Annotated in this window: 15 protein-coding genes; 8 read left to right on the top strand and 7 right to left on the bottom strand. The window is 43.4% G+C overall.

Going from position 1 to position 19,536, the window contains the following annotated elements:
• Positions 1-150: 150 nt before the first annotated feature.
• From L3D27_RS08270 to L3D27_RS08240, 7 genes are all read right to left on the bottom strand, one after another.
• Positions 151-1,044, bottom strand: coding sequence for a LysR family transcriptional regulator (locus tag L3D27_RS08270; protein ID WP_284673219.1), 894 nt, complete (start codon positions 1,042-1,044; stop codon positions 151-153).
• 252 nt (positions 1,045-1,296) lie between these two features.
• Complete coding sequence (locus L3D27_RS08265; RefSeq protein WP_432480892.1) at positions 1,297-2,682, bottom strand: APC family permease; 1,386 nt, start codon at positions 2,680-2,682, stop codon at positions 1,297-1,299.
• A 391-nt stretch (positions 2,683-3,073) separates the two neighbouring features.
• Positions 3,074-3,847 carry a pteridine reductase gene (locus L3D27_RS08260; RefSeq protein ID WP_284673217.1) on the bottom strand — a complete coding sequence of 258 codons (774 nt, stop codon included), beginning with the start codon at positions 3,845-3,847 and terminating at the stop codon, positions 3,074-3,076.
• Complete coding sequence (locus tag L3D27_RS08255; RefSeq protein WP_432480890.1) at positions 3,840-5,012, bottom strand: tRNA nucleotidyltransferase; 1,173 nt, start codon at positions 5,010-5,012, stop codon at positions 3,840-3,842. The genes L3D27_RS08260 and L3D27_RS08255 overlap by 8 nt, the downstream gene beginning before the upstream one ends.
• 95 nt (positions 5,013-5,107) lie before the next feature.
• Complete coding sequence (locus L3D27_RS08250; protein WP_284673215.1) at positions 5,108-7,441, bottom strand: NADP-dependent malic enzyme; 2,334 nt, start codon at positions 7,439-7,441, stop codon at positions 5,108-5,110.
• Positions 7,442-7,596: 155 nt separating this feature from the next.
• On the bottom strand, positions 7,597-8,601 hold the full coding sequence (gene hemB, locus L3D27_RS08245) for a porphobilinogen synthase (protein ID WP_284673214.1): 1,005 nt from the start codon (positions 8,599-8,601) through the stop codon (positions 7,597-7,599).
• Between the two features lie 207 nt (positions 8,602-8,808).
• Positions 8,809-9,297: an MCR_0457 family protein gene (locus L3D27_RS08240; RefSeq protein WP_432480889.1), complete on the bottom strand. Its 489-nt coding sequence runs from the start codon at positions 9,295-9,297 to the stop codon at positions 8,809-8,811.
• 428 nt (positions 9,298-9,725) lie between these two features.
• Between L3D27_RS08240 and ruvB the strand changes: the two genes are divergently transcribed.
• From ruvB to pepN, 8 genes are all read left to right on the top strand, one after another.
• A complete protein-coding gene (gene ruvB, locus L3D27_RS08235; RefSeq protein WP_432480888.1) occupies positions 9,726-10,712 on the top strand; it encodes a Holliday junction branch migration DNA helicase RuvB in 987 nt (328 codons plus the stop codon).
• Between the two features lie 403 nt (positions 10,713-11,115).
• Positions 11,116-12,348 (top strand): phospholipase A, encoded by a 1,233-nt coding sequence (locus L3D27_RS08230; RefSeq protein WP_432480887.1) that lies wholly within the window; start codon positions 11,116-11,118, stop codon positions 12,346-12,348.
• 5 nt (positions 12,349-12,353) lie between these two features.
• Positions 12,354-13,115: a ComF family protein gene (locus tag L3D27_RS08225; protein WP_432480886.1), complete on the top strand. Its 762-nt coding sequence runs from the start codon at positions 12,354-12,356 to the stop codon at positions 13,113-13,115.
• Positions 13,087-13,695 carry a type IV pilus modification PilV family protein gene (locus L3D27_RS08220; RefSeq protein ID WP_432480885.1) on the top strand — a complete coding sequence of 203 codons (609 nt, stop codon included), beginning with the start codon at positions 13,087-13,089 and terminating at the stop codon, positions 13,693-13,695. Before L3D27_RS08225 ends, L3D27_RS08220 begins: the two co-directional genes overlap by 29 nt.
• Positions 13,695-14,774 carry a PilW family protein gene (locus tag L3D27_RS08215; RefSeq protein ID WP_432480884.1) on the top strand — a complete coding sequence of 360 codons (1,080 nt, stop codon included), beginning with the start codon at positions 13,695-13,697 and terminating at the stop codon, positions 14,772-14,774. Before L3D27_RS08220 ends, L3D27_RS08215 begins: the two co-directional genes overlap by 1 nt.
• Complete coding sequence (locus tag L3D27_RS08210; RefSeq protein WP_432480883.1) at positions 14,771-15,580, top strand: hypothetical protein; 810 nt, start codon at positions 14,771-14,773, stop codon at positions 15,578-15,580. Before L3D27_RS08215 ends, L3D27_RS08210 begins: the two co-directional genes overlap by 4 nt.
• Positions 15,581-15,911: 331 nt before the next feature.
• A complete protein-coding gene (locus L3D27_RS08205; protein ID WP_432480882.1) occupies positions 15,912-16,646 on the top strand; it encodes a hypothetical protein in 735 nt (244 codons plus the stop codon).
• A 267-nt stretch (positions 16,647-16,913) separates the two neighbouring features.
• A complete protein-coding gene (pepN, locus tag L3D27_RS08200; protein ID WP_432480881.1) occupies positions 16,914-19,484 on the top strand; it encodes an aminopeptidase N in 2,571 nt (856 codons plus the stop codon).
• The last annotated feature ends 52 nt before the right edge of the window (positions 19,485-19,536 follow it).

Below are 19,536 nucleotides of genomic sequence, written 5' to 3'. Positions count from 1 at the left end.
TTGTCATTATATCATTGATGATACTAAAGTAATAATATTGTTTGCATGATAAAAATACCATTACCATTTATTTAAAAAATATATACATTTAGCTAAATTTAGTCTCATCAGCCTTATCAACAGTCAAAAAGCATCATTGGGACTGATTATTTATGTGGTGGGTTTTTTGATGTCATCAAACAGTGCTAAAAGCCCACGCATATATGCCATATTAAGACTGCTTGAACGCACTGCTGCATACAGCTGACAATGCACGCCATCAGCTAAAGGGCGACTAACCACCCAACCTTTTTTTTCGTATTCTGACACCACCCAGTCAGGTAGGGCTGCTACACCTCGTTCGCTGGCGACCAGCTGAATGAGCATGGCGGTCAGTTCGGTGGTGCGAATACTTTTGGGTTCAATGCCTTTTGGTTCTAAGAACTTAGCGATGATATCAAGGCGTTTTTGTTCTACAGGATAGGCGATTAGGGTTTCGGTTGCCAAGTCGTTTGGGTGAATGGTGTTTTTGCTGGCTAAGCGATGAGCGGGCGAGAGTACCAGACGGCTTTCGTAGGTAAATAGGGGCTGATAATGAATATCCTCAATCGGCAAATGACTGGCTGTGATTAGCAGGTCAATATCGCCATCGATGAGCATCTGATGTGGATCTGGCTCAAATCCTGTGGCAAAATCAAGCTCAACATCACTGTACTCTTTGCGATAGATATTTAAAATTGGCATCAGCCAATCAAAGCAACTGTGGCATTCACTTGCCAATCTAAGTTGTCCTGATTGTCCGTGTGCCAGTCGCTTGATGTCGGACTTAGTGCGTGCTACCTGAGGGAGAATATTATCCGCCAACTGTAAGATAAGGCGACCTGCAGGCGTAAAATTGACAGGACGGCTACGGCGATTGACCAGTGTGATGCCATAGTAATTCTCCAACTCTTTTAGTTGATGGCTGATGGCGGATGCGGTTAGGTTTAACTCGTTGGCGGTCGTCGCAAGAGAGCCGTGACGGGCAAGGGTTGAGAGCATCTGTAAATGACGGATTTCTAGCATGATGGCTGAACGGTCTTGATAAAAGTTTTCATCATTTTAGCATAGATTGTTAGAATTTTTTATGTTGAATAAGCACTTGGAGTAAAAAGGCTAGTCAAGTAAAACTAGATTGGGCATCATACACCATCTTGTTGCGTACTGATAGATGATGAAATTTAGATGGTAAGATTATGCTTGTTTATTGTGGTAATTTAACTGCTCTTGGAAAGTAAAAACCCCATCATGAGATGGGGTTTTTGTATGAAGGAATGATTATACATCTTCTTCACGATATTGGGGGACAGGTTTTTTGAAGCCTGCGGTTTTGATGCCAAGCCACACAAATCCAATAGATGCCCATACCAAACCGACTTTTAGTGTCTGATGATCCACTTCTATCCACATCAAAAACACGCTGATGAAGCCAAGTACAGGAACGATGATATAGCTTAGAATGTCTTTGGCGGTATTGACTTTCTTATCACGGAAAGCATAGCGGAAAATCACCGACAAATTGACGAAGCTAAATGCGGTTAATGCACCAAAGCTGATCAGGTTTACTACTGATTCTAAGCTGATAAAGCCTGCTGTTAGAGCAATTGCACCTGCAATTAAGATATTATTCACTGGTGTAAAGAAGCGTGGACTAATTTGACCAAAGATTTTGTTGCTGATCACGCCATCACGACCCATGACATACATCAAACGAGATACACCTGCGTGTGCTGAAATACCAGACGCCATAACTGTGATGATGGCAAAGCTTAGCACCCAACCTTTAAAGGCGGCACCACCGACGGCTTCTAAAATTTCAGGTTGAGTCTCATCGATCAACTCAAAGTAGGTAGCAGGGTTGTTTGGGAAATAGATTTGCATGAAATAAGTACTGATGATGAACACAACACCTGCAATCAGCGTGGTTAGAATCATTGCTCTTGGCAGGGTGTTTTTGGCATCTTTGGTCTCTTCGGCAAGATTTGACAGTGAATCAAAGCCTGTAAATGAGAAGCACAAGATGGTTGCACCAGTAATCAAAGCTCCTACTGAAGTCATGCTATCCCAAAAAGGTGTCATGCTCCACAACTGGTAGGCATTCTCTGGACTGATAAGACCATCAGCGTTCAAGCCGCCTGCTAATGCATCGTAGGTCAGATAGACAAAGATGGCAATAATACCAAGCTGAATGAATACAATCCAACTGTTAAAATATGCCACCACCTTAGAACCAAAGATATTAACGCCTGTCATGATGGCGGTAAGTCCAATGACCCACACCCAACTGTTAATTTCGGGGAATAGGGCATCTAGGTAGATTTTTGCCAAGATGATGTTAACCATCGGCGATAGCAGATAATCTAGCCAACTTGACCAACCCACCATAAAGCCCATCGCAGGGTTAATGGATTTTTGGGTGTAGGTGTATGCAGAGCCTGATGAAGGATAGACACGAATCATGTGCCCATAGCTGATAGAAGTGAGCAAAATAGCAACCAATGCGAATAAATACGACATTGGAACATGTCCGCCGCTCTCATTAGAAACTAGGCCAAAAGTATCAAGAAGTGTCATCGGCTGAATGTAGGCTAAGCCAATAATGATGACATGCCAGAGTCCAAGATTTCGTTGCAACTTAGCAACATTAGTAGTAGGTGTACTCAACGGTAGAGTCCTCCAAAAAGCGTGCGTAAACGCAGAACAGAGAAAGGCGTTGGGGTGCTAATACTGTTATCAAACTTACTTTTGGCAGATTGCAAATTTAGCAAAGCTAAAAATCTGTTAGCGGGCGTGTTTGAGATTTGATTAAGCTATCAACTCCGAAAATTTTACAAAATAAAACCCAAAAAGCCTGATGGATAGTTTGGGGTATTGTTAAACAAAAGATTAAAGGATGTATTCTACCTTAAAAATGACTTCATGCCAATATAATTTTTACTTTAGGTAAAAATTGGCAATAATTGGGCAAGAATATGGCGTAAAAAGACATACCTTTGTCTGAATGTTTTTGGTAGTTTGACCATATTCACCTTGGTGGATAGTGGTAGGCTAAAAATTATCCACCTTTGAGTGTCAAACTGCGACCACCATCCACAGCAATCACTTGCCCTGTGATGTAAGGAGTGTGTGCTAAGAATGCGACCGCCTGTGCAATGTCGGCAGGAGTGCCTATCCGACCTAGTGGGACGGACTGGATGAGTGCATCTTTGGTGGATGGATTTAGTGATGCATTTTGGTTGTCATCAGGAAAAATATTCACTCCTGGAGAGACACCATTGACACGCACGCATGGTGCAAGTTCTAGGGCGAGAGACTGCACCATGCCAAGATGAGCAGATTTTGCCATATTGTAGATGGGGTAGCCAATAAAAGGTTTATCACGAGCATGAATGTCTAGCAAACTTATGATAACTCCTTGTCGCTGAGCAAGTTCATCTTTAAATGCAAGACTTAAGAATAATGGTGCTTTGGCATTGGTTAAAAATAAATCGTCCCAATCTGCCTGCCATGTGTTAAAACCGTCATCTAAGGCGGTCGGATAAAAGCTAGAAGCGTTATGCACGAGTACATCAAGCCTGCCAAATAGTTCTATGGTCTGTTTTTTAAAGGCGTCAAGGGCAACATGGTTGTTGATGATGGATAAGTCTGCCTTGATAATCTTAGCGGAGTTAGGGCGGACGGCATTGAGTGTGTTCGCTAGCACCTGTGCATCTGCATGGCTATGATGGTGGTGGATAATGACATCATAGCCTTGATGATGAAAGGCGGTACTGATGGCATGACCGATACGCCTTGCTCCGCCTGTAACGAGAACAACTTTATTATTCATAAGAAAAATACTCGTTGATTAAATGCTTGATTTTGTCTTGTCTTACGCTACTTAACGCCATATGAATTTCCCTGCCTGTTAGCTGGGGGCTGATGTCATTGATGCTTACGCTTTTATAGAGTTTGATTGCCTGATGTATCATTTGGGCTATCTTATTTTGATTGGTTATTAAGCCACGATGAATGATAAAGATGGTGGTCAATACATCATTTAGGGTTTGTGTGTTGCCTTGATGAGCTTTGGTTTTCTCTATCAGATTAAGCACATCAGTTGCATTGATTTTTTGATTAAAAATATCATCAAACTCTGTCAATAAGTTGGCGATTTGGATAGGGTATTTGGGTGTGTTTAATTGGTGGGCGATTTTAGCGACTAACTGTTTATTTAAATTGTCATCACCCAAATAACCGCTGCATAAAATAGCAAACTGTACTGCTATGTTGCAATTTTTTGCCAAAGTTAGATCATCAATCGCTTGTTTAAAAACCGTGTCATTTTGCCAGCACGCATCCAATTCTGCCAAAAAATGGGGTAAAATCGCCAAATCTTTCAATGCCTGCCAATAAATATGCCCTGTGCCATTCTCCATTGCCTTTACGCTTTCTGCCCATAAGCGTTCACGACTAAGGTGAGATAGCTCGCCATCGTTTGACATTGTTTGCATGAGTACGATTGTTTCGTCAGCGATTTTAAAACCGTGTGCAAAATAGCGTGCCAAAAATCTTACCGTGCGTAAAATGCGTAGTGGGTCTTCACTAAAAGCAGGAGAGATGTGGCGTAGTGTTTTGTTTTGTAAATCAGTTAATCCACCATAAAAATCAATCACTTCGCCTGTTTTTGGCGTGTCATCAAACAGCCCTACCACCTCCACTGCTAAGGCGTTAATGGTCAAATCCCGCCTTAACAAATCATCAACAAGACTTATGCCTTTTGTGTCAGTAGAAAATCCCTGATAGCCCAATCCGTTTTTTCGTTCCACACGGGCTAAAGCGTACTCAAAATGGGTATCAGGATGCAAAAATACAGGAAAATCTGCCCCCACTTGATTAAATCCAAGCGACTTCATTGTATCAAAATCCGCCCCCACGACAACAAAATCTTTATCCTTGACGGGCAGACCAAGTAGTGCATCTCGCACCGCACCACCGACTAAATAGACTTTCATGGGGTCTCTCAATTAACCAACTAACATCATTTTATCCTAAATTGACCCATAAAAAAAGCACTCAATGATGAGTGCTTTTAATGATACGAGTGGGTTTATTTTGCCATGTCTTGTGCATCTGTTACTGTCAAGGCTGTCATATTTACGATACGGCGAGCAGTCGCTGATGGTGTCAAGATATGCACCGGTTTATCCGCACCGAGTAGGATAGGCCCTAGGGCGGCTGAGCCTGTGGCTGTTTTTAGCAGATTAAAGGCGATATTGGCAGCGTCTAAGGTTGGCATGATCAGTAAGTTTGCCGCACCTTTTAGCGTGCTAAATGGATAGTTGTGTTCACGCATACGCTCATCTAGGGCGACATCACCGTGCATTTCGCCATCAAACTCAAAATCTACATTCATTTGGGTAAGTAGTTCGTGTACCTTACGCATTTTAATGGCAGATTCTTTGTCTGATGCACCAAAGTTTGAATGCGACAGCAGAGCCACACGAGGTGTGATGCCAAAGCGACGCACTGCTTGAGCTGCTATTACAGTCATTTCAGCAAGCTCTTCGGCGGTCGGATCTTCATTGATATAGGTATCAGCGATGAATAAGTTGCGGTTTTGCATCAGTACGCCACTCATGGCATAGAAGTTCTGAACCCCTTCTTTTTTGCCAATGACTTGGTTTAGATAGTGTAGATGTAGATGATAAAAACCAAATGTACCACAGATTAAGCCGTCAGCGTCGCCAAGCTCCACCATGAGTGAGGCGATGAGCGTAGTCTTGCGTCTGACATCACGGCGAGCAAGCTCTAGGCTTACGCCGTTGCGTTGATTGGTTTTGTAGAAATAATCGCAGTACCTATCATAGTGTGGGTTATTGTTTGGGTCGATGATGGTGATATTTTTGCCGTCAACCAAACGCAGACCAAGAGAGGCGATCTCTTTATTGATGACATCGGGTCGACCGACAAGAATGGGTTTGGCGATTTTTTCATCCACCACAACCTGTACCGCACGCAGAACATTGATGTCCTCGCCTTCAGCGTAGACGATGCGTTTAGGGTCGGCTTTGGCTTTATTGAAAACAGGTTTCATCGCCAGTGCGGTGTTGTAGACGAATTCAAAGAGTTTTTGACGATACGCATCGAAGTCTTTAATTGGCAATGTTGCCACACCAGAATCCATCGCTGCGCGAGCAACAGCAGGAGCAATTTCTAAGATAAGATTTGGTTCTAGTGGTCCAGGAATAAGATAATCACGACCAAAGCTTTTTGATGTCTCATCTTTTTGGCTGTCGGTAGATGGCGTGGCTTCGGTATGTGCCATAGCAGCGATGGCGTGTACGCAGGCAAGTTTCATCTCCTCGTTTACCACTGTTGCACCAACATCTAACGCACCACGGAAAATGTATGGGAAGCATAGGGCGTTATTGACTTGGTTGGGGTAATCCGAGCGACCTGTTGCCATGATGACATCTGAACGCACCGCATGGGCAAGCTCTGGCATGATTTCAGGGGTTGGGTTAGCCAAAGCAAAGATGATAGGGTCTTTTGCCATAGAGCGAACCATGTCTTGAGTAACAACACCTGGACCTGACAGACCTAAGAAAACATCAGCACCTACCATGACCTCTGCTAGTGTGGTCTTGTCAGTAGCACGGGCAAAACGAGCTTTGGACTCATCTAGTTTTTCACGACTGGTGCTAATGACGCCTTTGGAATCTAGCACATAGATATTTTCTTTTTTTACACCAAGTGCAACTGCCAAATCAAGGCATGAGATGGCAGCAGCACCAGCACCAGAGCAAACCAGTGTGATTTCCTCGATTTTTTTGCCATTAAGCTGTAGGGCATTTAGTAGGGCGGCAGCTGAGATGATGGCGGTGCCGTGTTGGTCGTCATGGAATACTGGAATATTCATACGGCTACGCAGTTCACGCTCAATCTTAAAGCATTCTGGGGCTTTAATGTCTTCTAGGTTGATGCCACCAAAGGTTGGCTCAAGACTTGCTACTGTCTCAATGAATTTATCGGGGTCGGTTTCGTTAATTTCGATATCAAAGACATCAATCCCAGCGAACTTCTTAAATAGCACGCCTTTACCTTCCATGACAGGTTTGGATGCTAATGCACCGATATTGCCCAAACCAAGTACGGCAGTACCGTTGGTAATTACGCCAACTAAGTTACTACGAGCGGTGTACTTTGAGGCAAGTTTTGGGTCTTTTTCGATTTCAAGACAAGGCACGGCAACCCCTGGCGAGTAAGCAAGAGCTAAATCTCGTTGGTTGGCGATTTGTTTGGTGGGAGTAACAGAGATTTTACCTGGTCTTGGGTATTCGTGGTAGTGCAGGGCGTTTTGTTCAAACTGTTGACGCTGTGCTTCAATGTCGTTATCAAAGGCGGTGTCGTCTGTTTTTTGTTGGGTTGAAATTTGTGTCATAAGAAGTACCATCAAGTGAAAAATAAGACCTGTTGGTTAAAATGCACCAAAAGTCTTTGGCTGAAAAATTGTTCTATTCTAACATGATTTTGGGGTCGGTGCTAGGGCTTGATTAATGAGTGTTTAATGCAAATCTTCTTGATTGGAAGTGGTATTCATTCATTTAGCATTCTTGCCGCCTTGAGTGAAAAGTAAGATAAGATACCATCACAGCCCGCTCTTCTAAACCCAAGCAGGCTTTCTAAAATTACCGCTTCGGTCAGCCAACCGTTTTGGATGGCAGCCATGTGCATGGCGTATTCGCCAGAGACTTGATAAGCAAATGTCGGCACACCAAAGTTATCCTTAACTTCACGCACAACATCTAGATAAGGTTGTCCTGGTTTTACCATCACCATATCGGCCCCTTCTGCGATATCTAGAGCGACTTCGTGTAGGGCTTCGGCTCGGTTAGCAGGATTCATTTGGTATTGTTTTTTATGACCTTTTAGGTTACCGGCACTGCCCACCGCATCACGGAATGGACCGTAGTAGGCAGATGCGTATTTGGCAGAATATGCCATGATGGCAATATTGTGATGACCGTCAGTTTCAAGTGCTTCACGCATGGCACGAATGCGTCCATCCATCATGTCTGATGGTGAAATGACATCTGCCCCAGCATTAGCATGAGCAAGCGTCTGTTTAACCAATGCTTCAGTGGTGATGTCATTGATCACATAACCTGTCTCATCAATAATACCGTCTTGACCGTGTGTGGTATAAGGATCTAAAGCGACATCGGTCATGACAATCATATTGGGGCAAGCATCCTTGATTGACTTGATGGCACGCACAGCTAAGGTGTCTGGGTGGTAAGCATTTTCACCATTTGGGCTTTTTAGCGAAGGGTTGATTACAGGGAAAATATCCACCATACGCACGCCTTCACGATATAGCGATTTGACATAATCAATGGTTAAATCAATTGATAAGCGTTCAACATTAGGCATACTTTTGATTGGTTGGCGTTCATTTTGCCCTTCAATGACAAATAGCGGTGCGATGAGATGGCAGGGCTTAAGATGGGATTCTTGTACCATCTCACGAATACCGTCTGTAACACGCAGACGGCGTAGACGAGTAAGAGGAAACTGGCGGTTAAAGGTGTGATTGGTCATGGTTATGATTCCGATTTTGTTGTGAACATTGATAGGTGGCTATGTGTTCATCTTATCAAAATTTTGAGGAATAAAAAAGTCAATCCAAGCTGACTTTTAAATTAGGGGTAATTTTTGAGAGAGGAATTGGTGTAAAAAGGGAGTGAGATGGACTGGCTTGTTTTTTTAAGTGTGATTTTTAAAAGTAAGTACTAAACCATCATCGCATCAAAATTCTACTTCTGCAAACTGTAGGCATAGCCTGCGGTTTTGGGCGGCAGGATAGCTGGCGGTCCACGCACGCACGCTTTGTAGGGTGGCTCGATAATCACGCTGGGTGTGCAGGTGACGCAGAGTATCATTTGGGTTGGCGGAGGTTGGCATGAATGAACGCAACTGCTGATTATAAGCACGAGCGAAGCGAACTCGCTGATTGTTGTTTAGCATGGGCGGACAAATTTCGGACAGAACCTGCACCAAAGCAAGCTCATATTCAGAAACAGTAAAGGTGGTGCTGGAGGTCTTGTAGATTTTGCCTCGCATGGGGCTTGTGTAATCAGGATTGGCATGAGCGATGCAGACGCACAACAAGGCTGTCAATAAAGGTAGGTGGGTAGCTATTTTGATGGTTTTATCAAGATGGGTATCAAAAAACCAAATGCTAAAAATTGTTGCTTTGTGCGTTATATCAAAGTTCGTCATATCAAAGTTCGTCATATCAAGAAACACACCAAGAGAATATGTGCATATCATAAATGTTTATGCCCAAAAAGTCATATAAATCCTTGATTAAAGTGTTGTGTTATTGTTCTTTTTGGGTGGTTTTTAGCAATAAATGCGTAAATCTATCGGATGAAAAAAAACACAAAGTAATTACAAATGATTGATATTACAATCATTTTTTTAAGAATTTATGAAAACTGCACCCATCATGCACTGACATCATGATTAACGCATGATTACAATAATACACAAAAAATAAAATAAAAACCCTATCCTTATAAGCCCCAAAAACCAAACCAAGCACTAAAATGGGCGACAAAATTATAAAAATCCATTATAATAATCCGCATTTTTAATAATTTTTTAACGATGCTTGATGAATAATTTTCTCTGATTTTTTGCATTATCATGATGATGACATAATGAACCAAAACCGCCTAATTGACCCCAATCCAAAAAAAGACGATGTTTTTGATCGTATGATTCGCCCTGCCACTTTGTCTGATTATATCGGACAGCCTAAAGTGCGTGAGCAGATGGAGGTATTCATCACGGCAGCCAGAAAGCGTAACGAAGCTCTTGATCATACGCTAATTTTTGGTCCGCCAGGGCTTGGCAAAACCACACTGGCAAACATCATAGCTCGTGAGATGGGTGGCAATCTGCGTTCGACATCAGGACCTGTGCTTGAGCGAGCAGGGGATTTGGCGGCGATGCTCACCAATTTAGAAGAAGGTGATGTATTATTTATTGATGAAATTCATCGTCTAAGTCCTGTCATTGAAGAGATTTTATATCCTGCGATGGAGGACTATCAACTGGATATTATGATTGGTGAAGGTCCTGCGGCACGCTCAATTAAACTTGATTTGCCACCGTTTACACTTGTGGCAGCGACCACACGGGCAGGGCTATTGACCGCTCCGTTGCGTGATAGATTTGGTATTGTACAAAGGCTTGAGTTTTATAGTGTGGCAGATTTGACCACCATTGTTGAGCGTGCGGCACGGCTTATGGGTATTGCCATGAATAAAGATGGTGCGATTGAGGTGGCACGCCGAAGTCGTGGCACGCCTCGTATTGCCAACCGTCTGCTTCGCCGTGTGCGAGATTATGCCGAGGTTAAAGGCGATGGTGTGGTTACTAAGCTGATTGCAAGCTCGGCTTTGGATATGCTTTCGGTGGATAAGCAGGGGCTTGACCACTTAGATCGTCGTTATCTACTGATGCTTGCTGAGCGTTTTGATGGAAGACCTGCTGGTGTGGAGGCGATTGCTGCTGCGATGGCGGAGGATAGGGGTACGCTTGAGGATGTGATCGAGCCTTATTTGATTCAGCAAGGCTATATCCAGCGTACACCAAAGGGGCGGATTTTATTGGATAAAGCGTTGGGACTTAATTTATCTTGATGAAGTTTTATTTTGATGGCGGTTAAATGGCGGATTGTTGGCAGGGCTTGTTTTAAGATTTGCAAAATGACATATTCAAACATCCAACTTTAAGATAAAATATAAGCAATTAATATATAACTATTTATTCCATAAAGAGTGCAACAAGCAAGAAGGTGTGTGTGGTGCAAAGCGTGAGTGTGCGACTGTTTATGGCTGTGGTGAGTGTGTTTTTTATAGTGGGTCGCTATCAAGATGGTTATATTGAGCATCAAGACCTAAGGTTTGAGTGGGTTTTGATGGTTTGACTTGGGCTATTTTCTTTTTATTGTTACTGTTTTTTGCTTGGTGGCTTTTTGCTACTTGGTATATTCTGACCTATCATGCTTGGTATGTTGGTCTTTTTTTAATGATGGTTGTGAAGATGTTAAATAAAGTTTTACAAAAAAGTGTACTTGGTTTGGGACTGGGCGTTGCCATGACTGCGATGGCAGATGATGTTGTTTCTGAAAAGACAGCGGACGGCGTCTCTTCTTCTAATGTTGCAACGGTCGCAACTGATGACAGCAGTAGACCGATTAAGACTCGAGCAGAAGGGGAGGTGTTGTTTCATGATTGTGCGGCGGTGGTGAACGATGCGGCTCGTTTAGCTTGCTTTGACTCATTAGCACAGGGCAAATTGCCATCTGTCTTACAAAAAAAACAAGCCATTATCTTGGGGGAGACGGTTAAAGGCGTGGTGAAAGGCAACCGACAGGTGATATTTGCCAAGAACGAGACAGCGTATAATGCCGTTAATGACGGTGTTGAAATGAACGATAAGACAATAGAGCGTTATACACCGCTGTCTATCAGCTATGATTTGGATAAAAATAGCGAGCAGGGATTATGGCGTGTGCGTCCACACAATCCTGTGTATATTCTACCCATGTATTTACATGGCAAGCCAAATCGCAGTCCAGGTACGCCAACTCAAGAGGCGTGGCATTATACATCTAATGATCAGCGTGCTCCTGAGCTTAAATATCAAATATCTGTCAAATCTAAGATGGCAGAAGATGTGTTTGGTAGTAATGCGGATTTGTGGTTTGGTTATACGCATTTGGCACATTGGCAGATTTATAATGAGGATAATTCTCGTCCATTTCGTGCACATGATTATGAACCTGAGATATTCTTAACTCAGCCTGTGGTGGCGGATTTGCCTTTTGGGGGTAGGCTTAGAATGCTTGGTGTGGGTGCGGTGCATCATTCCAATGGTGAGGATAATCCTTGGTCTCGATCGTGGAATCGTGGTTATGTGATGGCTGGCATGGAGTGGGGTAAATTAACTGTGATGCCACGCCTATGGGGGCGTATCCTAAAAGAGGGGGGTTCAAAGCCTGATGACAACCCAGATATCTTGGATTATTACGGATATGGTGATGTGAAATTTTTATATCATCTAAATAATGACAAAAACATCTCAGGTACAGCACGCTTTAACCCAAAAACAGGAAAAGGGGCGTTGCAGCTTGACTATGTACACCCCATTGGTAAGGGGATTAGTGGCTATGTACAGCTATTCCAAGGCTATGGTCAGTCACTGATTGACTATAATCACGAGGCAACCTCTATTGGTGTTGGTGTGATGCTAAATGACTGGATGGGCTTATAAAACGCTTGAATAATGCAAAAAAACGTACTCAAGTGGTGCGTTTTTCACCATACTTTTTGGCACAAAAAATTCGCAAATGGCATGGTCTGTGTGCCTTATGCCATGAGCCGATAACATCATATCAAGACAACAGATCGGATTTACCCATTCTTTGTTCTGCCTGTCATCATCTCATGAGATGGCACCTACCGCCCATACTCCTGCAGGCTGACTTGCCTGCACCAATGGCGGGTGGTCATCGCCAGATTCAGCCATCATTTTATTTATATTGTGCCACTTTTTATCAATACCCCATCAATTACGCCATCAATCGGTTTAAAGACCATGAAAGTCTGCCTTCTTTTATGGTGTTGCTTCATGCCATTCATCAGTTACCAAAGCCCATTGGTTGTCATCAGCATAATACAGTGATTGTGCCGATTCCTACCACCAATAAGCGTCTGGTTCGGCGTGGCTTTGACCCTGTAACGATGCTTACTAAAGCCTTGTCGCATCATTGGGGTCTGCCGATTTGGCAAGGGCTTTGCCGAGTGGATGATAAGATACATCAGCGAGGGCTAGATAGACAGTCAAGATTGAGCAATATCCAAGATGCCTTTGCCATGACCGATACACCGCCTGTGTCACAAATCATTTTGTTTGATGATGTGGTAACCACAGGGGCGACACTTAAGGCGGCCGCCACGACAATTTGGGCGTGTTCTTTAGATATTAAAGTGTTGGCGGTGTGCATAGCACATGGCAGTGCTCAGTTTCCGCACATTTAAGTTTTATGACTATCTAAGTCAGTATGGATTGAGTATGGGGCTTGAGAGAATGCAAAAAGAATCTGGTTTTGGACTCATTGAGGTGATGGTGGCATTGTTGTTGGTGTCAATGGTGTTTTTTGGGTTTTTGTCGGTGCAGATGCGAGCATATCATACCAGCCAAGATGCCGCCATACGCACACACGCCGTATCATTGCTTGGCAACCAAGCTCAAATATTACAAGGATATGATGAATCGGTTGGGCGGGCTTATGAGGCTTTGTTTGCTCAGCTCAATAGGAATTTGGGTGATGTCAGTGGACAGATGATGAACAATTATCGCCAAGCTCTAGACACCTTAAACACCCATTGCCATCAAAGAGTCTGCACGCCAGAAGAGTCAGTTAAGTATCAGGCAGTACAGTCGGCTAAGGTTGCTGCCACTCATGGCGTTCGTATGAATGTTTTGCCTTGCCCAGACGGACGCTGTCTGGTGGCTGTATGGGGCGAAACCAAGGCAATAAAGGGCGAACAAGGCTGCATGAATAAAGCAGGTGGTATCAATGCAGGAGCAAAGTGTGTGATGATGGTGGTGCATTGATGGTGGAGTTTACCACAGCAAAGACAAGATTAAGAGTTGGGCGAAGATTAAGCAATTCTTGTGGATTGAGCCTGCTTGAGATGATGATTGCTCTGTTGATTGCTTCAATGGTGGTATTGATGGTTGCTCAAGCCTATGTCATGAGTTTAAATGGCATTGTTGCTCAGGAGAATTTGACTTATCGGTTGCAACATCAGATTTTTGGGGTGCAGGGGTTGACCGAGAGTCTAAGACTGGCAGGGCTTGGTATTGATGATAAGGTATTATCACAGCCCAATCCGCAGGGTGTTCTTGTGCATATTGATCAGTTATCCCATCAAAGCCACAGCGTGTCTAATCTTGCACGATATTTGAGCAGGGCTGATGTTCAGCCAAAGAATAACCGCACAACCATGCCCACTCATCAGCTTACCATCATCTACCGTGCACCACAAGATATGTGGGACTGCGAGGGCGAGATGGCATTAGGGCCACGAAATGCTCGCTTAAAGGGTGGCAAGATGAGACATATTGAGGGGCAAGTGGTCATTGAAAGATATTTTGTCCAAAATAACGATGGTGTGATGAACCTTCGGTGTGATGCCGCACGCTTTGTTCCAGAAAGTATCACACGAGATGGCACGCGGGATAGACGACTGGGTCGTGGGTCATCTGCATACATTAAAGCCATCATTGATACAGATTCATCAAACAAAGCTGCCAATACCATCATGGGTATGGGTGGTCAAGGTGATGTGATTGCCAGTCATGTTGAGGGTCTTTGGGTGGAGGTTGGTGTGGCAAGTCAAGACGGTATTAGATTTATGCCAATTACTGAGTATGCCAATCACGCCAATCAAGATGAGCCTATTGTGATGATGAATGTGGCATTTTTAGGTTATTCACCCACGCCGTCAGCTCGTGATGACGCACCAAGAGATTTTGAAATTTTTGGCAAAAAGGTGGTGCTACAGCAGGATTCGCCCAGTCATGACAGATGGCTATACCATTTTTCTGTACGACTCAGAAATGTGATGGGTAATGTGGCGAATGGTGGTGCGATTGATGGGGTTGTTCTTAATCAAAAGGTGTTGCCGTGAATGCTCAAAAAGGCTATGTACTGATATTGGTTTTGGTGGCGGTGCTATTGATTTCGGGTCTATCTGCTTTGGCGATACGCCAGAGTATGACGGATGTCCATTATGCTTTTGCTAAAACTTCAGTTGAAGAATTATTTGTAATGGCAGATACGCCATTAATGCTACTTCGCCAACCATCAATAAAAGAGCGTCTGATGAGTGATGGCGGTATTATTGACACTTTGGTGGCACACCATCTTAATAAGGGTGATTTGAATCAACAAACATCAGCTCAGCTGTGTTATGAGCCTAAGCGTGGTGTGGATAACTTTGCTTCATCTGGCTTGATGATGACAGGTCAGATAAGCTGTACTGATGGACAAGTATGGCTGTGGCTTTCTGTGCAATCAATGGACGATGAGACGGTATCAAAAGACGAAAGGCAGGTTGCCAATTCTAAAAAAATAGTCAGCAATAATGAGCAAGGTTCTGTAAAAGTACCGCCAGATGCGTATAGATTTACCATTCATTCACTCGCCACAAAGCAGGCGACAAGCTGTTTGGGTGTATATGAAACGGTTAAGGTGTGCTTAAATAAACAAGGGGTTGCTCATCAGGTGTTGGTGCAAGAATTTATCTATCGCAGGGCGAAAAATCCCATGCAGGATAATGACAATCTAGCATATCTGGCAGTTGATGCACCATCAACCGCTATGAACAATATCAACCAAGACACGCCAATTAGCCATCAATCACCGTCAACACAAACACTGACATTTATTAAATGGTATGATGTTAGGAGTATTGGTCAAAGTGGTGATGAATGAAGTTTGCCAAAAAAAGATTGTAATTGGCGAGTGTGTGATAATGATAAAAGAAGTGGCGTGTTGATACTGTCATATGCCCATTCTTCAGATGCAATCCATCAGGTTGAGTCATTTTGATGGACTTGGTTTTGTACATTTTGTGTGAACCATCAATCTTTTTGTTGCAAATATGATAAGAGCTGTGGTGTATCTCTACAAACTGATACAAAAATAGTAAAATCGTAGGTAGACAAAGCGACAAAAATCGTTTTTAATACGCTCACCAATAACAACACAAGCGTCATTGAGGCGATTTTAGCCCAATGAATTTTTATTTTTAGGAGACAAACTCATGAAAACCATGAAATTATCACTAATTGGTGCTGCAGTTCTACTATCTACCAGTGCAATGGCTAATGTCGTTACTGATGCTGGTACAGTAGTTGTTACCGGTGCAAAAAAGACAACAGTAGCTGTTATTGATGGCACAAAAACTTTATTAAAAACCGCAACCAAACCAGCGGCAGTGAGCGTTGAAGCGGGCTCGTTAGGTTATGGTGCGAATGTCGCTTGGTCGGTCAATGACCGTGTTGAGTTGCAAGCTGGCTGGACTGGTGGTGATGTTGCAAAATTCACCAAAGATAATATTTCAGTTGATGGCACTAAATATGATGTAGAAACTGATTTTTCCAACCCATATTTGGGCGTACAACTTCGCCCAGCAGTGAACTGGTTTACTGTAGGTGCTGGCGTTATCGTTCCTGATAACCACATTAAAGTAAAAACCAATAACGCTACTGGCAAGCAAACCGTTAACGGAACTGAATATGATGTAACGGGCACTGTTGAAGGTACTATTGAGCATCGTAATAAATTAGCCCCTTACCTAACAGTTGGTTTCCGTCCTAACCTTGGCAACAACTGGGGTGTGTTTGGTGAAGTGGGTGCAACTTACTTAGGTAAGTCTGATGTTCACATCAAATCAGCCAATGCTGATTTTAACAAAGCAGCTGCTCAAGCCATCGAAGGCAAAGAGTATTCAAACTGGTACCCAATCGCAAAAGTGGGCGTGGCTTACCGCTTCTAATCTGATTTTGATTAACAACAATAACCCTAACTGTGTTTAGGGTTATTTTTTTTGTGGATAAAATTTTTAACAAATATTGTGTTTGATTGAGCAGGCACTTGATGGCGACTATGCTCACAGCTTTTATGATGATTGGATTGTCTTGGGTTAAAGTCTAGACTGGTTATGTGGCAAATGATTGGTTGTCATGAAAATTACGGCAAATTGGACTTTTTTTCTGCTAAGAATTTTGGTACTATGGCGTGTTTATTAAAAAAAGGAGTAAGTATGACCAATCAAGCCCCAACAAAAGTTTATTTAAAAGATTATACGCCACCTACCTACAAAGTCAGCCAGATTCATTTAGATATTGGGTTGTTTGATGAGTATGCCCAAGTTGAGGCGACCTTGACGGTGCATCGTCAGCATGAAGGCAAGTTTGTGCTGTTTGGGCGTGAATTACAGCTACAATCCATTTTTGTGAATGATGTGGCATTATCTGCAGATGCCTACACGCTAGATGATGAAACGCTAGTCATTGATGCCATGCCAGATGAAGCCGTGGTGCGTACTTGCGTCAAAATTTATCCGCAAACCAATACAGCTTTAGAAGGATTATATCAGGCCGGCACAGGCGATGATGCCATGTTTGTTACACAGTGTGAGCCTGAAGGGTTTAGAAAAATTACCTTTTATCCTGACCATCCTGATGTGTTGGCTGAATTTACCACTCGTATTGAAGCGGATAAAAAATACAAAACCCTACTGGGTAATGGCAACCTGATAGAATCAGGTGATTTAGGCGAGCGTCATTTTGCCGTATGGCACGACCCTACCTTAAAGCCAAGCTATCTGTTTGCTTGTGTGATTGCCAATCTTGATGTCATGCAAGACAATTTTACCACCAGTGAAGGGCGAGAGGTGTTGCTTGAAATCTATGCTACGAAGCAGGATTTGGATAAATGCCATGTCGCCATGCAAGCCCTAAAAGATGCCATGAAATGGGACGAGGATAACTATGGTTGTGCTTATGACCTAGACCGCTACATGATTGTGGCGACAGGGCATTTTAATATGGGGGCGATGGAAAATAAGGGTTTAAATATCTTTAATACTTCATGTGTGCTAGCAAGTCCACAAACCACTACCGATGAAGGCAGTTTTCGTGTTAAATCAGTTGTTGCCCATGAGTATTTTCATAACTGGACGGGCAACCGTATTACTTGCCGAGACTGGTTTCAGTTGAGCCTAAAAGAGGGCCTGACTGTTTTTAGAGACCAAAGCTTTTCTGGGGACTTTCGCTCAAAAGCGGTACAGCGTATCGAAGATGTGGCGTTCTTGCGAGCACATCAGTTTGTTGAGGACGCAGGTCCTTTGGCACACTGTGTACGCCCTGAGAGTTTTGTGGAAATTAACAATTTCTACACCATGACCATCTATGAAAAGGGGGCGGAGATTGTTCGCATGATTGCCAATTTCCTTGGCAAAGATAAATATAGACAAGGTACAGATGAGTATTTTCGCCGTTATGATGGACAAGCGGTTACCATCGAGGACTTCTTGTCTGCCATGTCGGTCGGCGATGAGAGGGTGATGGACTTTTTAAAATGGTATGGTCAGCCAGGCACGCCAGAGCTATCAGGTGATTTTGAATTTAAGGACGGTCAAGTTGTTGTCAATCTATCACAAAAGACCCGTCATGTAGCAGGTTTTGATGCTCCGATTGCCCTGCCAATTCCTGTGGATACTGCTATTTTTGATAGCTACACAGGTGAGCTTTTGGCACAAAAAATGCTGTTTTTGACCAAAGAGGTGGATAGTTTTGTTTTTGATGGTATCGGTCTGTCTGATGGGGCAAAGCCGATTGTTTCAGTGTTACGCAACTTCTCTGCTCCTGTAAAACTCAACTTTGAATACAGCGATGAGGATTTGATGAAGCTTGTTGCTTTTGAAAGCGAAGGCTTTAACCGCTGGCAGGCAATCCAGACTTTGGTTAATCGCTTGCTATTGGGTAAATCTGACCAAGTGAGTCTGCTGACTGATGCTTTACGCACTGTCGTTCCTAAGCTGATAACAACAGACCCTATGTTGACTGCTAGACTCTTTGACATACCAAGCGAGGCGGAGCTTGCGATGTCTTATGATAAAGATTATAACCCTAAAGCAGTCAAGGCAGTGCGTGATGCCCTACAGCAACAAATCGCACACGCCCTAAAAGATGAGGCGATGAACTGGTATCGCTCGTTGCCGATAGAGACTTATGAAGATACGCCTGATGCACGAGGACGCCGTTTGCTACGAAATGTGCTGTTAGAACTATTACTGTTGGCGAAGGTGCCAGAGACAGAGGCGTGGGCTAAAGAGCAGTATGAACAAGCGAACTGTATGAGCGAGCGACAAGGGGTATTGTCGGCGATGATAGCTTTTGATTTGCCTTATGCTGATGAGTTTGTTGCTGACTTTTATGAGCGATTTAAGGATGAGGAGTTGGTGATTGATGACTGGTTCTTGATTCAAGCAAGATCAAGTAGTCGTGATGTGGCATTCGTTGAGTCTCTTATGAGTCGCAAGGATTATGATTGGGCAGTGCCTAATCGTGTGCGTACGACGCTAGGCGGCTTATCTGCCAAACCTGTACAGCTGTGGAGTGAAGAAGGGCTAAATCTATATTTAGATGCCATCACCAAGTTGGATGACATCAACCCTGCGGTAGCATCACGCATGTTGGCTCGATTGGATCGTTGGTATACACTTCAAGACGACAGCAGGGCGTATGCTAAGAGCAAACTGATTGAATTGCAAAAAACAGCCAAATCAAAAAATGTCCTTGAGTTTATTAATAGCATGCTTAGTGTCTAATTTGTTGATGTGATGTTTTTTTGATCATACGGCAGGCGATGGCTTGCCGTAT

It is taken from the genome of Moraxella sp. ZY200743, assembly GCF_050885545.1.
Classification (GTDB): domain Bacteria; phylum Pseudomonadota; class Gammaproteobacteria; order Pseudomonadales; family Moraxellaceae; genus Moraxella; species Moraxella haemolytica.
The sequence above is the reverse complement of the archived record's forward strand: the minus strand, read 5'-3'. Positions and strand labels throughout refer to the sequence as shown.

Excerpts from the sequence above, each read along its gene's own strand:
- L3D27_RS08220 (WP_432480885.1), top strand. The coding sequence starts at position 13,087 with ATGGCAGTGCTCAGTTTCCGCACATTTAAGTTTTATGACTATCTAAGT.
- L3D27_RS08255 (WP_432480890.1), bottom strand. The coding sequence starts at position 5,012 with ATGAAAGTCTATTTAGTCGGTGGTGCGGTGCGAGATGCACTACTTGGT.
- L3D27_RS08240 (WP_432480889.1), bottom strand. The coding sequence starts at position 9,297 with ATGACGAACTTTGATATGACGAACTTTGATATAACGCACAAAGCAACA.
- L3D27_RS08230 (WP_432480887.1), top strand. The coding sequence starts at position 11,116 with ATGTTAAATAAAGTTTTACAAAAAAGTGTACTTGGTTTGGGACTGGGC.
- pepN (WP_432480881.1), top strand. The coding sequence starts at position 16,914 with ATGACCAATCAAGCCCCAACAAAAGTTTATTTAAAAGATTATACGCCA.
- ruvB (WP_432480888.1), top strand. The coding sequence starts at position 9,726 with ATGAACCAAAACCGCCTAATTGACCCCAATCCAAAAAAAGACGATGTT.
- L3D27_RS08250 (WP_284673215.1), bottom strand. The coding sequence starts at position 7,441 with ATGACACAAATTTCAACCCAACAAAAAACAGACGACACCGCCTTTGAT.
- L3D27_RS08215 (WP_432480884.1), top strand. The coding sequence starts at position 13,695 with ATGGTGGAGTTTACCACAGCAAAGACAAGATTAAGAGTTGGGCGAAGA.
- L3D27_RS08205 (WP_432480882.1), top strand. The coding sequence starts at position 15,912 with ATGAAAACCATGAAATTATCACTAATTGGTGCTGCAGTTCTACTATCT.
- hemB (WP_284673214.1), bottom strand. The coding sequence starts at position 8,601 with ATGACCAATCACACCTTTAACCGCCAGTTTCCTCTTACTCGTCTACGC.
- L3D27_RS08260 (WP_284673217.1), bottom strand. The coding sequence starts at position 3,847 with ATGAATAATAAAGTTGTTCTCGTTACAGGCGGAGCAAGGCGTATCGGT.
- L3D27_RS08270 (WP_284673219.1), bottom strand. The coding sequence starts at position 1,044 with ATGCTAGAAATCCGTCATTTACAGATGCTCTCAACCCTTGCCCGTCAC.